18 protein-coding genes are annotated in these 19,407 nt (G+C 74.3%); 5 read left to right on the forward strand and 13 right to left on the reverse strand.

Annotated elements, in window-relative coordinates; genetic code table 11:
- Positions 1-39: 39 nt before the first annotated feature.
- A complete protein-coding gene (locus OG689_RS22915) occupies positions 40-675 on the reverse strand; it encodes a MerR family transcriptional regulator (RefSeq protein WP_266322780.1) in 636 nt (211 codons plus the stop codon).
- Between the two features lie 137 nt (positions 676-812).
- Here OG689_RS22915 and OG689_RS22920 point away from each other — a divergent pair, with 137 nt between their 5' ends.
- Positions 813-2,240: an MFS transporter gene (locus tag OG689_RS22920; RefSeq protein ID WP_266322781.1), complete on the forward strand. Its 1,428-nt coding sequence runs from the start codon at positions 813-815 to the stop codon at positions 2,238-2,240.
- Positions 2,241-2,319: 79 nt separating this feature from the next.
- Here OG689_RS22920 and OG689_RS22925 read toward each other — a convergent pair whose 3' ends face one another.
- The 8 genes from OG689_RS22925 to OG689_RS22960 form a co-directional block, all read right to left on the reverse strand.
- Positions 2,320-3,456, reverse strand: a complete 1,137-nt coding sequence (locus OG689_RS22925) for a cytochrome P450 (protein WP_266322782.1) — start codon at positions 3,454-3,456, stop codon at positions 2,320-2,322.
- Positions 3,438-4,994 (reverse strand): cytochrome P450, encoded by a 1,557-nt coding sequence (locus tag OG689_RS22930; protein WP_266327359.1) that lies wholly within the window; start codon positions 4,992-4,994, stop codon positions 3,438-3,440. Before OG689_RS22930 ends, OG689_RS22925 begins: the two co-directional genes overlap by 19 nt.
- A gap of 71 nt (positions 4,995-5,065) precedes the next feature.
- Positions 5,066-5,674 carry an ATP/GTP-binding protein gene (locus tag OG689_RS22935; protein ID WP_266322783.1) on the reverse strand — a complete coding sequence of 203 codons (609 nt, stop codon included), beginning with the start codon at positions 5,672-5,674 and terminating at the stop codon, positions 5,066-5,068.
- Positions 5,652-6,008: a DUF742 domain-containing protein gene (locus OG689_RS22940; protein WP_266322784.1), complete on the reverse strand. Its 357-nt coding sequence runs from the start codon at positions 6,006-6,008 to the stop codon at positions 5,652-5,654. Before OG689_RS22940 ends, OG689_RS22935 begins: the two co-directional genes overlap by 23 nt.
- The gene (locus OG689_RS22945) at positions 6,005-6,430 is read right to left on the reverse strand and encodes a roadblock/LC7 domain-containing protein (protein WP_266322785.1); all 426 of its coding nucleotides are present in this window, start codon (positions 6,428-6,430) and stop codon (positions 6,005-6,007) included. Before OG689_RS22945 ends, OG689_RS22940 begins: the two co-directional genes overlap by 4 nt.
- Positions 6,427-7,764 carry an ATP-binding protein gene (locus tag OG689_RS22950; protein ID WP_266322786.1) on the reverse strand — a complete coding sequence of 446 codons (1,338 nt, stop codon included), beginning with the start codon at positions 7,762-7,764 and terminating at the stop codon, positions 6,427-6,429. The genes OG689_RS22945 and OG689_RS22950 overlap by 4 nt, the downstream gene beginning before the upstream one ends.
- 468 nt (positions 7,765-8,232) lie before the next feature.
- Entirely contained in the window at positions 8,233-8,529 is a 297-nt protein-coding gene (tatA, locus tag OG689_RS22955) for a Sec-independent protein translocase subunit TatA (RefSeq protein WP_266322787.1), read from the reverse strand.
- A gap of 362 nt (positions 8,530-8,891) precedes the next feature.
- Positions 8,892-10,448 carry an MFS transporter gene (locus OG689_RS22960; protein ID WP_266322788.1) on the reverse strand — a complete coding sequence of 519 codons (1,557 nt, stop codon included), beginning with the start codon at positions 10,446-10,448 and terminating at the stop codon, positions 8,892-8,894.
- A 135-nt stretch (positions 10,449-10,583) separates the two neighbouring features.
- On the opposite strand from OG689_RS22960, the gene OG689_RS22965 reads away from it, so the two are divergent.
- On the forward strand, positions 10,584-11,177 hold the full coding sequence (locus OG689_RS22965; RefSeq protein ID WP_266322789.1) for a TetR/AcrR family transcriptional regulator: 594 nt from the start codon (positions 10,584-10,586) through the stop codon (positions 11,175-11,177).
- 60 nt (positions 11,178-11,237) lie between these two features.
- Here the strand turns inward: OG689_RS22965 and OG689_RS22970 are convergent, their stop codons facing one another.
- Positions 11,238-11,555 carry a cupin gene (locus OG689_RS22970; protein ID WP_190211276.1) on the reverse strand — a complete coding sequence of 106 codons (318 nt, stop codon included), beginning with the start codon at positions 11,553-11,555 and terminating at the stop codon, positions 11,238-11,240.
- 189 nt (positions 11,556-11,744) lie between these two features.
- Between OG689_RS22970 and OG689_RS22975 the strand changes: the two genes are divergently transcribed.
- Positions 11,745-12,008, forward strand: a complete 264-nt coding sequence (locus tag OG689_RS22975) for a hypothetical protein (protein WP_266322790.1) — start codon at positions 11,745-11,747, stop codon at positions 12,006-12,008.
- 160 nt (positions 12,009-12,168) lie between these two features.
- On the opposite strand, the gene OG689_RS22980 is transcribed toward OG689_RS22975, so the two are convergent.
- The gene (locus OG689_RS22980; RefSeq protein ID WP_266322791.1) at positions 12,169-13,854 is read right to left on the reverse strand and encodes a class I adenylate-forming enzyme family protein; all 1,686 of its coding nucleotides are present in this window, start codon (positions 13,852-13,854) and stop codon (positions 12,169-12,171) included.
- A 121-nt stretch (positions 13,855-13,975) separates the two neighbouring features.
- Positions 13,976-15,133, reverse strand: a complete 1,158-nt coding sequence (locus OG689_RS22985) for an acyl-CoA dehydrogenase family protein (protein ID WP_266322792.1) — start codon at positions 15,131-15,133, stop codon at positions 13,976-13,978.
- Between the two features lie 324 nt (positions 15,134-15,457).
- Here OG689_RS22985 and OG689_RS22990 point away from each other — a divergent pair, with 324 nt between their 5' ends.
- A complete protein-coding gene (locus tag OG689_RS22990; protein ID WP_266322793.1) occupies positions 15,458-16,633 on the forward strand; it encodes a TetR/AcrR family transcriptional regulator in 1,176 nt (391 codons plus the stop codon).
- A 91-nt stretch (positions 16,634-16,724) separates the two neighbouring features.
- On the opposite strand, the gene OG689_RS22995 is transcribed toward OG689_RS22990, so the two are convergent.
- Positions 16,725-17,042: a hypothetical protein gene (locus tag OG689_RS22995; RefSeq protein ID WP_266322794.1), complete on the reverse strand. Its 318-nt coding sequence runs from the start codon at positions 17,040-17,042 to the stop codon at positions 16,725-16,727.
- A gap of 380 nt (positions 17,043-17,422) precedes the next feature.
- On the opposite strand from OG689_RS22995, the gene OG689_RS23000 reads away from it, so the two are divergent.
- Positions 17,423-19,381 (forward strand): ATP-binding protein, encoded by a 1,959-nt coding sequence (locus tag OG689_RS23000; RefSeq protein ID WP_266322795.1) that lies wholly within the window; start codon positions 17,423-17,425, stop codon positions 19,379-19,381.
- Positions 19,382-19,407: the final 26 nt, after the last annotated feature.

A 19,407-nucleotide genomic window follows, 5' to 3' on the forward strand; every position in this document is an offset into this window, starting at 1 on the left:
GGGATGCGGTCCGGGGGTGCGGTCCGGCGCGGCCGTCGGTCAGCCCAGGGCGGCGAAGGCCCGGGCCGAGGCGTCCTCCTGGGCAAGCCGGTGCAGGGCGGTGATCAGCGCGTCGCCCAGCACGGTGCCGAGGACGACGCCCTCGACCTGGCTGTCCGGGTCGGGGCGGCGGCCGACGGTGGCGATCTCCGAGGCGGCCAGGCTCTCGACGGCGTTCGCGTAGTCGTCGAGCACCGCGAGCAGGTCCTGCTGCCCGAGTTCGAGGTAGCTGTGCAGGACCTGGGTCAGGGTGTCCCGGGCCGGGCCGGGGCTCTCGACCAGCCAGCCGCGCTCGGCGATCAGCCGGTCGGCGAGCTCCCGGGCCTCCAGCAGCTCGGCGGAGTCGGGGTCGCCGGCGGGTGCCGGGTTGAGGGCGTGCTGGGCGATGCCGAGCCGGTCGTGCAGCGAGTTGTCGGGGGCGTCGATCGAGTCGAGCACCGTCCGGGTGGCCGCGATGGAGAGCTTGCCGACGTCGAGCAGGGCGCGGACCAGTTTCAGCCGCCGGACGTGGGCGTCGCCGTACTGGGCCTGGTTGGGGCTGGTCAGTTCGCCGGCGGGCAGCAGGCCCTCGCGCAGGTAGTACTTGATGGTCGGCACCGGGACGCCGGTCCGGGTGCTCAGCTCTCCGATGCGCATGGGCTCTCCCTCTCCAACGGTATGGATAGCTTACATCTCCACTTTTTTCCGAGCGGCCCTTGCGTCCCCCCGGGATGGATACCCATACTGTCCATTATCGATAGTGAACAGTATTGCTATCCATAAGGAGCCGGGTCATGCCAGAGAACCGGCCGGGAGCGCTCTGGGCGCTGCTGGCGACCTCCGTCCCGATGTTCATGGTCTCCCTCGACAACCTCGTGGTGACCAACGCCCTCAACGAGATGAGCGCCGACCTGGGGATCGGCCAGTCCGAGCTGCAGTGGGTGGTGAACGGCTACGTCCTCGCCTTCGCCGGACTGCTGCTGGCCGGCGCCGCGCTCGGCGACCGCTTCGGCCGCCGCCGGGTCTTCCTCTGGGGCGTGGCCCTGTTCACCCTCGGCTCGGCCGCCTGCGGCCTGTCGGGCACCGCGGACCAGCTGATCGCCGCCCGGGCGCTCCAGGGCGCCGGGGCGGCCGCCATCCTGCCGGTCTCGCTCACCCTCGCGGTGGCCGCCGTGCCGCCGGCCCGGCGGGCACTCGCCGTCGGCGTCTGGGGCGGCGTCAACGGGCTCGGCGTCGCGATCGGGCCGCTGGCCGGCGGCCTGGTCACCGAGGGCCTGGCCTGGCACTGGATCTTCTGGATCAACGTCCCGGTCGGACTGCTCGCGCTGCCGCTCGTCCGCCGGGCCGTCCGGGAGAGCCGGGGCCGTGAGGGCGCGCTCGACGTGGCCGGCGTCGCCCTGGTCACCGCCTCCGTGGTCGTCGCGGTCTGGGGCATCGTCGGTGCCGCCGACCACGGCTGGACCGGCCCCCGGACGCTGGCCGGCCTCGGCGGCGGGGTCGTGCTGCTGGCCCTCTTCGCCGTCCAGCAGCGGCGGGCCCGGCAACCGCTGGTGCCGGCCGGCATGTACCGGATCAGGTCCTTCATGCTCAGCAACGCGGTGGCGCTGGTGATGTACTTCGGTGTCTTCGGCTCGATCTTCTTCCTCGCCCAGTACCTGCAGGGCCCGATGGGCTACTCGCCGTTCGAGGCCGGCCTGCGCACCCTGCCCTGGACGGCCGCGCCGGTGGTCGTGGTCCCGCTCGCCAGCGCGGTGGTGGCCCGGATCGGCGGCGGCGTCCTGCAGGCCCTCGGCTGCGTGATGCAGGCCGCGGCCCTCGGCTGGCTCGCCCTGCTGGTCGGCCCGGGCGTCTCGTACGGCTCGCTGGTGCCGGCCCTGGCGGTGGCCGGCGTCGGCATGGGCCTGGTCTTCGCCGCCAACCCGGCGACGGTGATCGGCAGTGTCGCCGAGCACGAGCACAACAAGGCCTCCGGGGTGAACAACACCGTCCGCGAGTTCGGCGGTGCGCTGGGCATCGCGGTGCTCACCACCGTCTTCAGCCGAAGTGCCAGGGCCGCCGCGGCGGCCGGCCCGGCCGCCGCCTTCGAGCACGGGCTGCGGGAGTCCCTCTGGCTGGGCGCCGCCGTGGTGCTGCTCGGCGCCGTCGCCGGACTGCTGATCCGCCGGCCCCGCCCCCGGCGGCCGGCCGGCGCCGAGCGGCAGGCCCTGGCGGGGGTCCGTTGACGCGGGCGTGGGCCGGGCCGCCGCAGGCCCGGGGCGCGGCGGACGGCCTGCCGCGCCCCGGGTCCGTCGAGCCGTGCGACTACCCCGCGGCCGGCCGCAGGACGGCCGGCAGGGCGAGGTGGCCGTTCGAGATGAACGACTCCACCGGCGGGAGCTTCCCGTCGGGCTCGACCAGCGCGAGGTCGGGGAAGCGCTCGAACAGCCCGGGCAGGGCGATCGCCGCCTCCAGTCGGGCCAGCGGCGCACCGAGGCAGAAGTGCACCCCGTGGCCGAACGCCAGGTGCTCCTTGCCGGCCCGGGTCACGTCGAAGACGTCCGCGTCGGCGCCGTGCACCGCCGCGTCCCGCCCGGCGGCGGCGTACGCGGCCAGGATCGCGTCACCCTTGCGGATCAGCACGTCCCCGGCCTGGATGTCCTCGACCGCGTAGCGCAGCGGCAGGTTGGCCACCGGCGAGCGCAGCCGCAGCGCCTCCTCGATGACGTCGTTCCAGGAGGCCCGGCCGGCCCGCACGTGCGCCAGCTGCTCGGGGTGGGTGAGCAGCAGGTGGATGGCGTTGTCGAGCAGGTTGACGGTGGTCTCGTGGCCGGCGCTGATCAGCAGCAGCAGGGTGTCCACCAGCTCGCTCTCGCTGAGCTGGGCCGAGCCCTCGCCGTCCGCCTCCTCGTCGCGCACGCTGAGCAGCACGCTGGTCAGGTCGTCACCCGGCTCCTTGCGCTTGAGCGCGACCAGCTCGGTCAGGATGCCGTAGATCGCGACGACGTTGGCCTGGGCCTCCTCGGCCGTCGCGTTGGTGTTGAAGATGCCGTCCACGCACGCGCGCAGCCCCGCGTGGGCCTCCTCCGGCACGCCGAACAGCTCGCAGATGACCTGGATCGGGACGGGGTACGCGTAGCCCTCCCGCAGGTCCACCGGCTCCCCGGCGGGCGCGGCGGCCAGGGCGTCCAGCAGGTCGGTGGTGATCCGCTCGACCCGGGGCCGCATGGCCTCCGTGCGGCGGGCGGTGAAGGCGGCGGCGACCAGCTTGCGCAGCCGCCGGTGCTCGGTGCCGTACGCGGTGAACATGTTCTCCACGGCGACCCAGAGGTTCAGCGGCCAGTCCGCCGGGATGTCACCGTTGATGAACGCGGTCCAGTGCCGGCGGGCGCTCTTGGAGACCCGGGGGTCGGTGAGCAGCTGCTTCAGCAGCTCCTGGCTGCCTACCGACCACGCAACCACGCCACCAGGGAGCTCCACCCGCGCGACCGGCCCGTCCTGGTGGACTCGTGCGGCCTCGCCGTGGATGTCGCTGCCGGTGGGGTCGAGGGCGTAGGGGCAGGAAGCGGCGGAAGTGGCTGAAGGGGCTGCCATGAGGTCTCTCCAGGGGTCTCGGCGGGGCGTCCGGGTACAGCGGTGCTCGGTGCGGCCGTGCTGCCCGCGGCGCGCTGCGGCGCCGCGGTGGAGGGAGCGGCGCGGTACGCGTCGGCGGCGTCCGGCCCGGCAGGGTGCGGTGCGGGGTGCTCCGGTGCGGGGTGGTCGGCTGCGGGGTACTCGGGCGCGGTGGGTCGCCCGGCGGCCTGCTGCGGCGCGGCGCCACGGCCGGCCGCCGTGGCCACCGGCGCCGGCGGGAAGCGCACCGGCAGGGCGGCCAGCGCACGGTGGAACGGCCCCGGCCGCCAGGGCAGTTCGTCCGCCGGGACGGTGAGTTCCAGGTCCGGCAGGCGGTCCAGCAGCTTCTCGACCGCGACCGTGGCGATCAGCCGGGCCGGGCTCTGCGCCGGGCAGGTGTGCGGACCGGCGCTCCAGGCCAGGTGGGCCCGGTTGCCGGTACGGTGCTCGGCGGCCAGCGTCGGGTCGTTGTTGGCGGCCGAGAAGCTGATCACCACCGGGTCGCCCGCGGGCAGCCGCACCCCGCCGAGCTCGGCGTCCCGGACCGGGAAGTGCACGGCGTAGTTGGCCATCGGCGGGTCGGTCCAGAGCACCTCGTCGAGGGCGTCGTCGACCGGCAGGCTGCCACCCGCGAGACTGCCCGCGAAGCGGTCGTCGGAGAGCAGCAGCCGCAGCGCGTTGGTGATCAGGTTGAGCTGCGGCTCGGTGCCGGCGCCCATCAGCAGCACCAGCTGGTGCAGCATCTCCTCGTCGGTCAGCCGGGACGGGTGGGACATCAGCCAGGAGGTGATGTCGGGCCCGGGCCGGGAGCGCTTCAACGCGACCAGCTCCAGCAGGCAGGCGGTGAGCTCCTGGTTGGCCCGCTCGGCGTCGACCCCGTCGAAGATCCCGGACATCCCGGCCACCAGTCGGTCACCGAACTCGGCCGGGGAGCCGAAGAGTTCGTTGAACACCAGGAGCGGCAGGGTGCGCGCGTAGTCGCGGACCAGGTCGGCCTCGCCGAGCGCGGCGAAGCGGTCGATCAGCACGTCGGCGCTGCGCTCCACGTACCCGCGCAGCGCGACCGGGTCGACCTGCTCCAGGCTGTCGTTGATGGCGCCGCGCAGCCGGGCGTGGTCGGCGCCGTCGGTGAACAGCGCGTTCGGCCGGTAGGCCATCATCGGCAGCGCGGGGCTGTCCGGCGCGATCACCCCGCGGTTGAGGTCCTTCCAGCGGCGCGGGTCCTTGGAGAAGGTCTCCGGGGTGCGCAGCACGTCCAGCGCGGCCGCGTACGAGGTCACCAGGGTGGCCCGCACCCCCGGGTACAGCTCGACCGGGGCGGCCGCGCCGTACTGCCGCAGGTGCGCGTAGACGGCGTTCGGGTCGGTGGCGAACTCCTTGTCGTACAGCGGGAATCCGAACGCCGCGAGGTCGCCGTCGGCGTTGTGCGCCGGGCAGCCCGGGGGCGGGGCGGGGTGGGTCACGCGGGCTCCAGTTCGGTGGGGTCCTCGACACGGGCGGACAGGTACTCGACGAGCGTCACCAGGGCGCGGGTCGCCGAGCCGGTGTCCCGGGCGTCGCAGCTGACCAGGGGGGTGTCGGGGAGCAGGTCGAGCGCCTCGCGCAGCTCCTCCTCGGCGAACTCCGGTGCGCCGTCGAAGCGGTTGACGGCGACGGCGTACGGCAGGCCGTGCTCCTCCAGCAGGTCCATCACGGCGAAGGACTGCTCCAGCCGGCGGGTGTCGGTGAGCACCAGCGCGCCGAGCGCCCCGTACGCCATGTCCCGCCAGAGCGGGGTGAAGCGCTGCTGTCCGGGCGCGCCGAAGAGGTACAGCACCAGGCTCTCGCTGAGGGTGAGTCGGCCGAAGTCCAGGGCGACGGTGGTGGTGTCCTTGCCGTGCACGCCGGCCAGGTCGTCGACCAGCGCGCCGGCCTGGGTCATCCGCTCCTCGGTCCGCAGCGGCGGGATCTCGGAGAGGGTGCCGACGAAGGTGGTCTTGCCGACCGCGAAGTGCCCGACGACCAGCAGTTTGACGGCGGTGCGCACGCTCGGGGCCAGGTAGATGTCAGAGACGGGCCCGGAGGCCATGCAGTACCTCCCGCAGGAGCTGGGAATCGGGTTGCGGGGTGCGCGGCACGGCAGCCCGGGTGATGATGTGGCCGCTGTCGACGAGGTCGCCGAGCAGCACCTTGGTGACGCTCACCGGCAGGTGCAGGTGGCCGGCCACCTCGGCCACCGACAGCGCGCCCAGCAGGCAGAGTTCGACGATCCGGCGGCGTTCCGGGCTGAGGCCGGCGAGCGGGCGGTCCGGCATCGCGCTGACCAGGGTGACCAGGTCGAAGGTGTTGCGGCTGGGGTGGGACCTGCCGTCGGTCACCACGTACGGCCGGACCAGACCCTTGAGCCGCCGGGCGCCGCTCATGTCCGCAGGCCGGCGTCGTGGCGCGGCGGGCTGGTGAGTTCCTTGCCGAGTCGGTCGACCAGCTTCTGCATCCGGTAGCTGACCGCCTCCATGTCGACGGCCTCGCTCGCGGACACCGCCAGGTAGGCGCCCGGGCCGGCGGCCACCAGGAAGACGTAGCCGTCGGCGAACTCGATCAGCGTCTGCCGCCAGGGCGTGCCCTCACGCCCGGCGAAACCCGAGGTGGAGCGGCTGATCGACTGGAGGCCGGAGAGGGCGGCGGCCTGCCGGTCGGCCTCGTCGCGGGAGATCCCGCGGGAGTGCGCGCGCAGGAGACCGTCGGCGGACAGCAGGATGGCGTGCCGGGCCTCGGGCACCAGCAGGACGTCGTCGAGCATCCACCCGAGTTCGTTGTCCAGGTGGTTGTTGAGCGGGCTGTTCATGCCTGCGGGGTCCCTTCGGGGTCGGTGGTGGCGGCGCGTCCGGCCCGGGTGCCGCGGGCGAAGGCGCCCATCCGGCGTGCGGTGTCCTCGGCGGAGCGTCCCCAGGCGGCGTCCCAGTCGGCCTCCGACCCGAGCCGGGCGTCGGCGGCGGGCTGTGCGGCGGCGGCCGGCTCCGGCGAGGCGTGCCGGCGGCGTCGCTTCGGCAGGCCGCCGGCGGTCTGCCGAAGCGGCTCGGCCGGGAAGGCCGGGGCCGGCGCGGGGGCGGGGGCGGGGAAGGCGGTCGCGGCGGGGGCGGGCTGTGCGGCGGCGGCCGGCTCCGGCTCGGTCTCGGGCTCCGGCTGGGTCAGCAGGGCGCTCGGCAGGAACAGCACCGCGCGCACCCCGCCGTACGGCGAGCGGGTGTCGACGGAGACGCTGAAGCCGTAGCGGGCGGCGAGCACGCCGATCACCGCGAAGCCGAACTGCGGCGGGTCGCCGAGCCGGGTGACGTCCACCGCCCGCTGCCCGGAGAGCAGGTACCCGGCCCGGCGGACCTCGCGTTCGTCCATGCCGACCCCGGCGTCGTCGATCACCACGCAGGCGCCGTTGTGCGCGGGCTGGAGGTTGACCTCCACCGTGGTGTTGGGCTGGGAGTGCCGCGCCGCGTTGTCGAGCAGTTCGGCGACGGCGAGCACCACCGGCTCCACCGCCCGGCTGACCACGGCGAGTTCGAGCTGGGTCCGGACCTCGACCCGCCGGTAGTCGCGGATCCGCGACTTGGCGCCGCGCACCACGTCGGAGAGTGCGGAGACCCGGCGCTGGCGGCCCGGCCAGGAGCCACAGAGCACGGCGATCGCCTGGGCCCGGCGGCCGAACTGGGAGTTGGCGTGGTCGATCTCCAGCAGGTCGCGCAGCACGTCGGGGTCGTCGTGGCGGTCCTGCATGTCGGAGATGGAGAGCTGCTGCTCGTTCGCCAGGCCCTGGAGGGCGCGGACCGCGCCCTTCAGCGCGGTCTTGGCGGACTGGTCGGCGCGGTCCCGGGCCAGGGCCGCGGCGCCCGCGAACTGCTCCAGCACGCTGTGCAGGTGGCCGGCGAACGCGGTTCCGGCGAGTCTCGCGTCGGCGGCCGGCGGGAGGTCGCCGGGGAGGGCGTGCGGCGCGGTGGCGAGGGCCGGCGCCTGCACGGCGGCCAGCCGGTGGGCGGCTTCGTCCCGGGCGGCCACGGAGTCCTCAAGAGCGCCGATCCGCTCGCCGAGCGAGCCGGTGATCCGCCGCTGGCGCAGCAGCAGCGCGGCGGCGGCGAGCGCCCCGGCTGCCAGGCACCATGAAACGGCGTCCGGTATGTGTGGGGTCATCAGATCCTCGTGGCGGAAGAACGATCCACCGGTGGGTGACAGGCCGCGGTCATCCTAAGCGGATTGACGACGCATTGTCAGAGGTTCGTCTCGCATGGTGATCTGGTGAACACTTTTTGATGTTGCGTCAATGTGACTGCAATGGAGCGGTTTTGTCGAAAATCGAACTGTTCGGATCGGGGCTGATGCCACTTGTGTTCCACCAGTCCCTGTGGCCCCACCAGCATCAATAGCCCCATCGACACCACCTGTTCGACGGCTGCGGCCGGGGGCGCCCGCCGGGGGTCCCGCCCGCGGAGTCGGCGCCGCCCCGGCGGCGCGGTACGCCGAAGAAAGCCGGCCGCCCCGGCCTCCCGGGGCCCGGCCCGGGCATCGGAGGCGTCACGGACGGGCCGGGAACGACAACGGAGCCCGGATCCGTCGGAGGACGGATCGCGGGCTCCGCAGAGCCTTCGGGTGCGGCCGGGCTCAGGCGCCGGTGGCCGACTTGGTGGTCTCGGAAGCCGTGGTGACGTTCGACGGCGTCACGGCCGCCGGACGCGGCTGCTCGGGAGCCGGCGACGCGGTGGACGCGGCGGTGGCGTTCGACGCGGCACCGTCGGCCGGGGCGTCGTCCTCGCGCAGGGCCTTGGTCTCCGCCTTGAGAATGCGCATCGACTTGCCGAGCCCACGCGCCATCTCGGGCAGCTTCTTCGATCCGAAGAGCAGGATAATGACAGCCAGCACCACCAGGAGGTGCCAGGGCTCCAGACCGTTACGCAGCATCCCTGACCACCGGTCCCTTCGATTCTCGCCGTTGTCGCCGGGCAAATCGCCCGGCTTGGCCAGTATGCCTGGCCAAGACGGCGAACGTATACACCGGGCGGGAAACGGTGGTCAAAGAGCCGGGGCCCCAGGGGTGGATTCAGGGGCTCGGCCCGGCGTGCCGCGGGCTACCGTCCGGCCGGCCGGAAAGCCGCTCCGACCTGCGGGGACATCACGTCGGAGCCCCCTCCCGAGGGGGAGGGGGCTCTCGATGACTCGCAAGGGCCGGCGGCCGGGCGGGCTCACTCCTGCGGGGCCGCGGCCGGCGGGTACGCCCGCCTCCGCCGCCCCCGCCCGGGGGTGTGCCGTCCCGGCCGGGACGGTCAGACGGCGGCCGGCTCGGGCTGCTCCCGCCCGGCGGGGGCGGCCGGCACCGGCAGGTGCCGCATCAGCCGGTGGGCCGCAACCGAGGCACCGAGCAGGAAGAGCAGTCCGACCACCGCGGCCACGTGCATGCCGTCCGTGAAGGCGGACCGGGTGACGTCCAGCAGGTCGCCGCCGAGCCGGCCCGGCAGCTGGCCGGCCACCGAGACCGCGCCGCCCAGCGTGTCGTGGGCGGCCTTCGCCGCCTCGCCGTCCACCCCGGCCGGCAGCCGGCCGTCCAGCCGGCTCTTGTAGATCGCGGCGCCGGCCGCGCCGAGCAGGGCGATGCCCAGCGAGCTGCCGAGCTCGACCGCGGTCTCGGAGGTGGCGGAGGCGGCGCCGGCCTGCTCCGGCGGTGCGGCGGCGACCACCATCTCGGCGGTGAGGGTCATGGTGCCGACGCTGCCGGCGGCCAGCACCCCGGCGGCGACCAGGATCAGGGCGAGCGGGGAGTCGGGGCCGACGAGCGTCATCATCCCGAAGCCGGCCGCGCCGATCAGGAAGCCGCCGGCCATCAGGTGCGCCGGGCGGACCTTGCCCGCCAGGGCGCCGGCCAGGCCGACGGCCGCACCGACGCCGACGCTCGGCGCCAGCGACCAGAGCGAGGCGGTCAGCGGGCTCATGCCCTTGACCAGCTGCAGGTACTGCGAGGTGAAGAGGGCGAAGCCCATCATCGCGAACATCGCGATGGTGTTGACGGTGATCGCGCCGCTGAAGGTGCGGATGCGGAACAGGCCGAGGTCGATCAGCGGGTGGGCGGCGGTGCGCTGGCGCAGGACGAAGGCGGTGCCGATCAGCAGTCCGGCCGGCAGGGCGAGGGCCGGCAGCAGGCTCCAGCCGTCCACCGCGACGGTCTTGACGCCGTAGACGACCGGCAGGATCGCGGCCATCGAGAGCACCGCGCCGAGCAGGTCGAAGCTGCCGGACTTCGGCGCGCGGTACTCCGGGAGCAGGAACGGCGCGGCGACCAGCACCAGGGCCATCACGGGGATGGCGATCAGGAAGGCCGAGCCCCACCAGAAGTGGTTCAGCATCAGCCCGCCGGCCACCGGCCCGAGGGTGGCGCCCGCGGTGAGCACGCCGCCCCAGGCGGCGAGCGCCACCTGGCGCTGCTTCGGGTCGTGGAACATGTTGCGGATCAGCGCGAGGGTCGAGGGCATCACGGTGGCCCCGGTGATGCCGAGCAGCGCCCGGGCGGCGATCAGCTGGTCCGCGCCGCCCGAGTAGGCGGCGAGCAGCGAGGCCCCGGCGAAGCCCGCGGCGCCGATCATCAGCAGCCGGCGGCGGCCGATCCGGTCTCCCAGGGCGCCCATCGTGATCAGGAACCCGGCGAGCAGGAAGGAGTACATGTCCATGATCCACAGCTGCTGGGTGCCGCTCGGCGCCAGGCTCGTGCTGATGAACGGGACGGCGAAGAAGAGGACGCCCATGTCCATGCTCAGGACGAGGACGGGGAGCAGGAGGACGGCGAGGCCGATCCATTCGCGGCGGCCGGCGAGGCCGTGGGTTGCGGTCATGGGGAAGACAGTACGAGCGTTTCAGACGCTTGTCTAGTACGCATGTCTAGATCGACCGTCTCGCTCCTTTGTCTTACTCATATGTCTGGTTCATTCGTGCAAGACATCCGTCCATGTCTGTCGTAGCATCGAGCCATGGGAAATCGAGAAGACCTGCTGGCCGGGGCCAAGCGCTGCCTGTACGAGAAGGGCTACGGGCGCACGACCGCCCGGGACATCGCCTCCGCCTCCGGCGTCAGCCTGGCGGCCATCGGCTACCACTTCGGCTCCAAGGAGTCGCTGCTCAACCTGGCGCTGATCGAGGCCGTCGGTGAGTGGGGCAGCGCGCTGGCCGGCGCGGTGGCCCGGGCGGACGGCGGCACCGACGACCCCGAGGAGCGGTTCGTCGCGGTCTGGGACGGCGTCCTGGAGACCTTCGCCGAACACCGGGGCCTGTGGGCCGCCCAGTTCGAGGCGATCGCCCAGGTCGAGCACGCCCCCGAACTCAAGGAGCAGCTCGCCGCGGTGCAGAAGGAGGGCCGGCTCGGGCTGGCCGCGCTCTTCCAGGGCCTGCCCGAGGTGCCGGACGACGAGACCGAGCTGGCCCGGGGCATGTTCTACCAGGCCCTGCTCGCCGGGCTGGCGGCCCAGTGGCTGGCCGCGCCCGAACTGGCCCCCACCGGCCGGGACGTGCTGCGCGGCCTGCGGCTGGTCGACGACAGCGTGCCCCGGACGGTCGCGGCGCCGTAGGCCCGCAGGGCCGGGCCGGGCGCCGGCCCGGGGCGGCGCGGGGTGGCTTCGGACGCCGGGTCAGTTGGTGACGGCGGTCAGCAGGACCACCGAGTCCACGTGCGCCAGCAGCCCGTGCCGTTCCTGCGGGATCGGGTGCAACTGCCCGGTGGACAGTTCCAGCCGCCGGCCCGCGATGGTCAGCGACACCCGGCCGCGCAGCACCTGCAGGCTCGCGGCGCTCGGCGCGTTGTGCTCGTCCAGGGCGGTGCCGGCGGTCAGCGCGATCACGGTCTGGCGCAGCACCCCGTCATGGATCAGCAGGTGGGCGCTGCGGCCGTGCGCACTGGCGGCGGCCTTCGCGGCCTGTTCGTCGGCGAGCTGTACGAGATCGTCCATCGCGTCCTCCTGGCGGGGCCCCCGTCCGCGACCCTAGGGCCGACCGGCCGGGATCCGCATGCCGGGCGCGGCCGCCGGACGGCCCGTGGCGCCGCCGGCCGGGTGGACCCGGGACCCGGTCGGAGCAATTCCGCGCCGCCCCGGCCTGCCCGGGATGCGGGGGTGGACGGGCTCGCGGATGGTGGACCCATGGCGAATCAGAATGTCCTCAGTGGAATCCAGCTCAACCGCGGCCTGCTGGTCGGCGGTGTGGTGCTCACCGGTGTCGGGGCCGTCCTCGGCGTGGCCGGTGCCGTGATGGTGAGCGTGGCCGTCGCTTCCGCCGGGCGCAGTTGGGTGCGGCAGTTGGACACCCCACCGTCCCAGCTGGCGAGCCGCAAGCTGCAAGACGCCAAGGCCGCCTCGATGGCGGGCTGGGAAGTCTGGCGTGCGCAGCAGGGCTCGTCGAACTGACCGCCCGGGGCGGCCCGGCCCCCGGGCCCGCCGTCCCCGTACGGTTCGCAGGCCCGGGCCGTCCCGGCAGTCCGCCGGGGCGGCCGCGGCGTGCCCCGCCCGGCGGCCGGCCGGCCGGTCGGGTCGGTGCGGTCGGGCCGGCGCGGTCGAGTCGGTGCGGTCAGCCCGGCAGCAGGGCCGCGAGCTGCTCGCGCAGGGCCGGCTTCAGCAGCTTCCCGGTCGGGTTGCGCGGCAGCGGTCCCGGATGGAACAGCAGGTGGGCGGGCACCTTGAAGGCGGCCAGCCGCCCGGCGACATGTGAGCGCAGCCCGTCCTCGTCCGGCGCCGTGCCGGTGCGCAGCACGACCACCGCGGCGACCTCCTCGCCCAGCAGCGGGTGCGGCACGCCGAGCACGGCGGCGTCCGCCACCGCCGGGTGGTCGCAGAGCACGCCCTCCACCTCGACGCAGTACACGTTCTCGCCGCCCCGGACCACCATGTCCTTGAGGCGGTCGACGACGTACACCTCGCCGCCCCGAAGCCGGGCGAGGTCGCCGGTGCGGAACCAGCCGTCGCTGAAGGCGGCCGCGGTGGCCTCCGGGTCGCCCGCGTAGCCCCGGAACAGCGGCTGCCCGCGCAGCCACAGCTCGCCGACCTCGCCGTCCGGCAGTGTCGCGCCGTCCGGGCCGGCGATCCGCACCTCCACGGCCGGGCAGGGCCGGCCGACGCTGTCCGGGTGCTCCTGGTAGCGGTCGCCCAGGTTGGCCAGCACGCCGCCGCAGGTCTCGGTCAGCCCGTAGCCGTTGCGGGCCTCCACCCGGCCGCCGAACCGGGCCCTGATCCTGGCGGCCAGCCCGGGCGGGGCGGCGGCGCCGCCGGTACTCAGCATCCGCAGGGTGGGCAGCTGCGCCCCGGCCCGGTCGGCGGCGTCCAGCAGGCCCAGCGCGGTGGTGGGCACGCCCACGAAGGTGGTCACCCCGTGCCGGTCGACCAGCCGCAGCGCCTCGGCCGGGTCCCACCGGTGCATCAGGACGGCCGTCCCGCCGTTCGCCATCAGCGGGAGCAGCGTGCTGAACGCGGCGACATGGAAGAACGGATAGGTCATCAGGGTGGTCTGCGGCGGCACCTCGGCGAGGTCGCCGCCGGCGCACAGCACCGCGGTGGCGGCGAAGAAGCGCGGGCCCAGCAGGGCCGCGCACCAGGCCGCACGGGTGGCCGCGACCGCCTTGGGGCGCCCGGTGGTGCCCGAGGTGTAGATCAGGGTGGCGTCGCCGTCGGGATCGAGCGGCAGGTCGGGCAGCGCCACGCCGGGGGCCGGGGCGGGCAACTCCTCGAAGCGGTCGGCGCCGGGGTGCGGCCGGCCGCCGACGGTCAGCAGCCGCGGGCCGGCCCCGGCCCGGCGGGCGAACCACGGCCGCATCCGGTCGGCCCGCTCCTGGTCCGCGACGACCAGGGCGGGCTCGCAGTCGTCCAGGGCGTAGGCCAGCTCCCGCTCCTGCCACCAGGCGTTCAACGGGACGGCGACCAGGCCGGCGGCCTGGGTGGCCCAGAAGACGATCTGCCACTCGGGCAGGTTGCGCATCGCGATCACCACGCGCTCGCCGGGCCGCAGGCCGTAGGCGTCCAGCAGGTGGTGGGCGAGGGCGGCGACCCGGGCGTGGTGCTCGGCGTAGCCGAGGGCGCCGCCGGACGTGACCAGGAAGGGCCGCTCGCCGTGCGCCCGGGTGGCGTCGAGGACGTCGCGCAGGGTGGCCGGGCCGCCGGTGTACCGCGGGCCGGCTCCGGTCGCGGTGACGGCGAAGGGCATGCCGGGCGCGACGAGCGCGGCCCGTGCGCGGGTGACCGAACGGAGCGAGTCGCTCGTCATGACGTCCTCGGATGCGGCGGGACCGGCGGGGCCGGTGGCGGGACCGGCCGGCCCGCCGCCGCCATGCTCCCCCCTGCGGGAGGCCGCCCGGCACCGGGGGCCTCCCGCAGGGGGTCTGCCGCTACAGGCCGAGCGACTTCGCGATGATCGTGCGCATGACCTCGCTGGTGCCGCCGTAGATCCGGAACACCCGGTTGTCGGTGTAGAGGCGGGCGATCGGGTACTCCAGGATGTAGCCGTAACCGCCGTGCAGCTGGAGGCACTTGTCGATCACCTCGGATGCCGACTCGGTGCAGAACAGCTTGGCCGCGGCGGCGTCCGCCACCGTCAGCTCGCCGCTCTGGTACAGCTCCAGGGCGCGGTCCACCATCGACTGCTGGGCGACCACCTGGGCCTCGCAGTCGGCCAGCGTGAACTTGGTGTTCTGGAACTCGGCGACCGCCTTGCCGAACACCTTGCGGTCCTTCACGTACCGGACGGCGAACTGCACGGCCGCGGCGGCCGAGGCGTACGCGCCCACCGCGATCGCCAGCCGCTCCTGCACCAGGTTGTGGGTCAGGTACGCGAAGGCCTTGCCCTCCTCGCCGAGCAGGTCGGCGACCGGCACCTTGACGTCCGTGAAGGAGAGCTCCGCGGTGTCGGAGGTGCGCAGGCCGATCTTCTGCAGCTTGCGGCCGACGGCGTAGCCCTCGGAGGTGGTGTCCACGCACAGGATCGACAGGCCCGCCCGGCGGTCGGCCGGGTCGTGCGGCGCGGTCCGGCAGACCACCAGGACCAGGTCGGCGAGCACCCCGCCGGTGATGAAGGTCTTGGCGCCGTTCAGCACGTAGTGGGTGCCGTCCTCGGACAGCCTGGCCGTGGTGGTGATGCCCGCGAGGTCGGAGCCGGCGCCCGGCTCGGTCATCGCGATCGCCGTCATGATGTCGCCGGAGACGAAGCCGGGCAGCCAGCGCTGCTTCTGCTCCTCGTCGGCGTACTCCATCAGGTACGGCAGCACCAGGCCGGTGTGCACGCCGGAGGACCCGAAGGTCACGCCCGCCCGGGCGCACTCCTCGCTGACCACCGCCTGGTACTTGAAGCCCGTCTCGCCCGCGCCGCCGTACTCCTCGGGGACCTCGATGCCGTAGACGCCGAGCGCGCCGAGCTTGCGGTAGAAGTCGCGCGGCGGGTGGCCCTCGGCCTCCCAGCTCTCGTAGACCGGGACGACCTCCTTGGCGATGAAGTCCCGGATGGTCTCCCGGAAGGCCTCGTGGTCCTCGTTGAACACGGTGCGGCGCACGGTGGCGCTCCCTTCGGTGGTGCTCCAGCGGGGGGCCTGGCGCACGCGGCGGCCAGGAGGATCGCGGCACAAGTTAATCGCGGGTAGCTTCCGCTGTCCAGAGCTGTCACCGGGGATTCCCGCAGCCGGCCGATGGACGGTTCACCTGGGACGATCCGCTGTTAAGTGAATCCTTGCTAGGCTGCCGGCCGGGCTCGGCGGACACCGCGAGGTGGACGGTACGAGGCGGACGGCGCGGAGCGGACGGCGGGGAGCAGGCGCGGCCCGGCGGCGCGAACGGCGGGCCGGGCCGGGGTGACGAGGAGCGAGCGGGCGGAGGGAACGGTGGCCGAGGTGCGGCGGGTGCGCCCCGGCGGCGGCAGCAGTCGCCCGGCCGGGCGGCGGGCGCAGATCCTGCGCCTCGCGGCCGACCTGTTCCACCGCGGCGGCTACCACCAGGTCTCGATGGCGGAGGTCGCGGCCGGCCTCGGCATCACCGCCCCCGCGCTCTACCGGCACGTCCGGGGAAAGCCGGAACTCCTCCACCAGGTGGTCAGGTCCGGCCTGGACGCCCTCGGCGGCGCCCTGGCCCCGGCCCGCGGAGCGGCGGAACTCTGTGCCGCACTCAGCACCGTGGCGATCGAGCACCGCCCGCTCGGCACCCTCTGGCAGCGCGACTCGCGGCTGCTCCCGGCCCGCCGGCGGGCCGAGCTGCGCCGTGAACTGCGCGCCGACGTCCGGCTGATGGCCGGCGTCCTGCGCGTCGAGCGGCCGGAACTGGCCCAGGCGGATGCGGAGTTCCTCTGCTGGTCGGCGCTCTCGGTCTACGGCGGCCTGTCCCACCACGGCTTCGCGCCGCCGCGCCGGCGCTTCGAGCGGCTGCTGCGGGACATCGGGACGGCCCTGCTGGCGGTCGGCTTCGCCGGTGCCCGGGTGGAGCCGCCGGTCCTCGCCGGTCCGCCCCCGGCCGGGCCCGGGCGCCGGGAGGAGCTGCTCTCGGCCGCCGTGCGGCTGTTCCACGAGCGCGGCTTCGACAATGTGAGCACCGATCAGCTCGGGGCGGCCGTCGGCATGTCCGGGCCGAGCGTCTACCACCACTTCGACAGCAAGGCCGCCCTGCTCGCCGCCTCGCTGGTGCGCAGCCGTGAGCGGCTGAGGCACGAGGTCGGGGCCGCGATCACCGGCGCGACCCCGGCGGATGCGGCGCTGGAGGCCGGGCTGCGGGCGTACGTCGGCTTCGCCCGGCGGCACGGCCACTACCTCGGCGCCATGCTGAGCGAGACCGAGCGGCTGGCTCCGGTCGACCGCAAGGTCGCCGTGGACTTCCGCCGGGACTTCCTGCGGACCTGGGTCGGGCTGCTCCGGCAGGTCCGCCCGGAGTACGACGACGCGGAGGCCCGGATCCGGGTGCACTCGATGTTCGCCCTGGTCAACGACGGGGTCCGGCACCGCCCGCACAGCGAGCGGGCGGACCTCGCGGACTGCCTGGAGCGGATGGCCCGGGCCGTGCTCGGCCTCTGAGCCGCCGGCGGACGGCCCGGCCGCCGGGTGTGCCGGCCGGGCCGCTCCCGATGGTCGTGCGGGCCCGGTGCCGAGCCGGACCCGATCCGCCCTAGTAGAGGACGAAGGGGTAGTAGACCTTGGCCGCCAGGTTGCCGTTGCCCTGCAGGGCGCCGACCGCACCGGCGTTGCCCGTCACGCCGGTGGAGTCGTGCTGGTTGCTGCCGCCCGAGCCGGTGGCCGACTGCTGCGACCCGTCGGCGTTGCCGTGCACGCCGCCCACGAGGTTGCCGGATCCGACGCTGCTGACGACGCTGCTGTCGGAGTGGCTCTCGGAACCCGCGCCGTTGCCGGCCTGGGCGGTGCCGATGCCCGCGAGGAGGAACGCCCCGAGGGCGGTGACAGCGGCGACTGCGCGAATGCGGGACACGATGGTCTCCCTGAAGGATCGGTGCGAGAAATGGCGCCCTCGGGGTGGCCGCCCCGGGGAGCGCCGTTGCCTGACGTCGCACGTCCAGCATTCACCAGGGCGCGGCCCGGTTCCACCGAATGGAGCACAATTCGCCCGATGGTGTCATAAAAGTGGAACAACCGGATAACACCCGAGGCCGTTCCCCGGATACGGCCCAATGATGAACCTCCTCCGTTCGCGGGCCCGTTCGGATGTCCGGGCGGGCGACGGAACGCGGTCGAACCTCCCTTTCCGGGCGGTGGGGCGTCAATCCTGGTTTGACGCCCAGGTTTCCCGTCGCAAGGCCGTCCGATTAAGGAATGGTCCAGGCAATAGTCCTACTGGCACACTGAGGCCTCATGTCTGAAGGCCACCGCCCCGACCCCGCGCCCACCGAGGATCTGCGTACGACCGAGGTCGACCTCGGCGGTCTGGTGAGCGTCCTCGCCACGCACCTCTACTCCACGCCGCTGGTCGCCCTGCGCGAACTCGTGCAGAACGCCCACGACTCGCACACCCGGCGCCGGCTGGAGGACCCGGACGGCGGCCACACCCCGACGATCCGGGTCCGCGGCGACTCGGCCCGGCGGACCGTCAGCATCGCCGACACCGGCGCCGGCCTGACCGAGCCGGAGATCCACGCCTACCTCGCCACCGTCGGCACCGGCTACACCCGGCTGCTGCGCGAGGTCACCGGCAACGACGAGCTGATCGGCGCGTTCGGCCTGGGCTTCCTGTCGGCCTTCTCGATCGCCGACGAGGTCACCGTCACCACCACCTCGCACCGCGAGCCCGCCCTCGGCCACCGCTACCGCAGCCGCGGCGGCGAGCAGTACAGCGTCGAGCCGGTCGCCGCCCGCGGCACCCCCGGCAGCGTGGTCGAGCTGACCCTGAAGACCGAGCACGCCCACCTGGCCGACGAGCAGGCGCTGCGCGAGGTGCTCGGCCGGTACTGCGTCCTGCTGAACGTCCCGGTCTTCGTCGGCGACGACGAGCGGCCGGTCAACGACGTGCCGGTGCCCTGGCGCGAGGAGCCGGCCGGCGACCTGTACGCCGCCCGGATGCGCTTCGCCACCGCCTTCGGCCGCCGCTTCGAGCCGCTCGCCGCCTTCCCGGTGGGCCCGGCGGCCGGCGGCACCGACGCGGTCGGCCTGCTCTGGGTCCAGGACGGCGGCACGTACGGCAGCAGCGACAACCGCGACCTGGCCGTCTACCTGCGCGGCATGCTGCTCTCCGAGGACGCCCGCGACCTGCTGCCCGGCTGGGCCGGCTTCGTCGGCGGCGTCGTCGAGTCCCACCGGCTCACCCCCACCGCCAGCCGCGAGGACCTCCAGCGCGACGAGCACTACCGGGCGCTCCAGCAGGCCCTCGCCGACGCCGTCGTGGACGGCCTGTACGAGACCGCCCGGCTGCGGCCCGCCGCCTGGCGCCGGATCCTCGCCCGGCACGGCCAGGACCTGCTGGGCGCGGCGCTCTGCGACGACCGGCTGTTCACCCTGCTCGCCGACGACGTGCCCGTCCCGACCTCGCAGGGCGACCTGACGGCGGGTGCGCTGCGGGCGGCCGGCGGCGGCGCGGTGCACATCGCGCTCGGCAGCGGCGGCGGCTTCGAGGAGATGCTGTACCGCGCGATGCAGGTCCCGATCGCGCGCGGCGACCGGTACGCGGTGCTGCCGTTCCTGCGCCGCTACGCCCGGCTCCGGGACTGTCGGATCGTCGAACTCGGCAGCGAGCACGGCAACCGGGAGCTGTTCCGCGACCCCGAGCGTCCGCTGCCCGCCGAGGAGCGTGCCTGGCTGTCCGCGGCCCTCGCGGACGACGGCGAGCAGCTCGTACCGGCCCGCTTCGAGCCGCCGGGCCTGCCGCTCGTGCTGGTCCCCGACCGGGAGGCGGAGCTCAAGGCCAGGATCGAGGACGACCAGGCGGACGCGCGGATCCCGTCCGCCGCGCTGCGGCTCGCCCGGGCCTTCACCGCCCGTACCGGCGGCGAGGTGAAGGCCCGGCTGTACCTCAACCTGGCCGCGCCCGCCGTCCAGGACCTGCTCACCGCCTACCGCTGCGGGCACACCGGCGCGGCCACCGCGGCCGGCCTGCTCCGCTCGCTCAAGGTGATCATGGCGGCTGCCGCCGGGCCGTCCAGCACCTCGCCGCAGGGCGACCTGGCCGCCGCCCTGGCCGGGATCGGCACCGCCGTCTCGGCCCTGACGGCAGCTCTGCCCGCGGGCCTGCCCGCCGTCCCCGACACCCTCCCGGACGTACTCCCGGACCCGTTCCCCGGCGCCTCGGGCACCCGGCCGGACGAGGGGGCCGGAGCCTGAACCCGCACCACCCGGCCGGGCCCCGC

The organism is Kitasatospora sp. NBC_00240, assembly GCF_026342405.1.
Lineage (GTDB): Bacteria > Actinomycetota > Actinomycetes > Streptomycetales > Streptomycetaceae > Kitasatospora.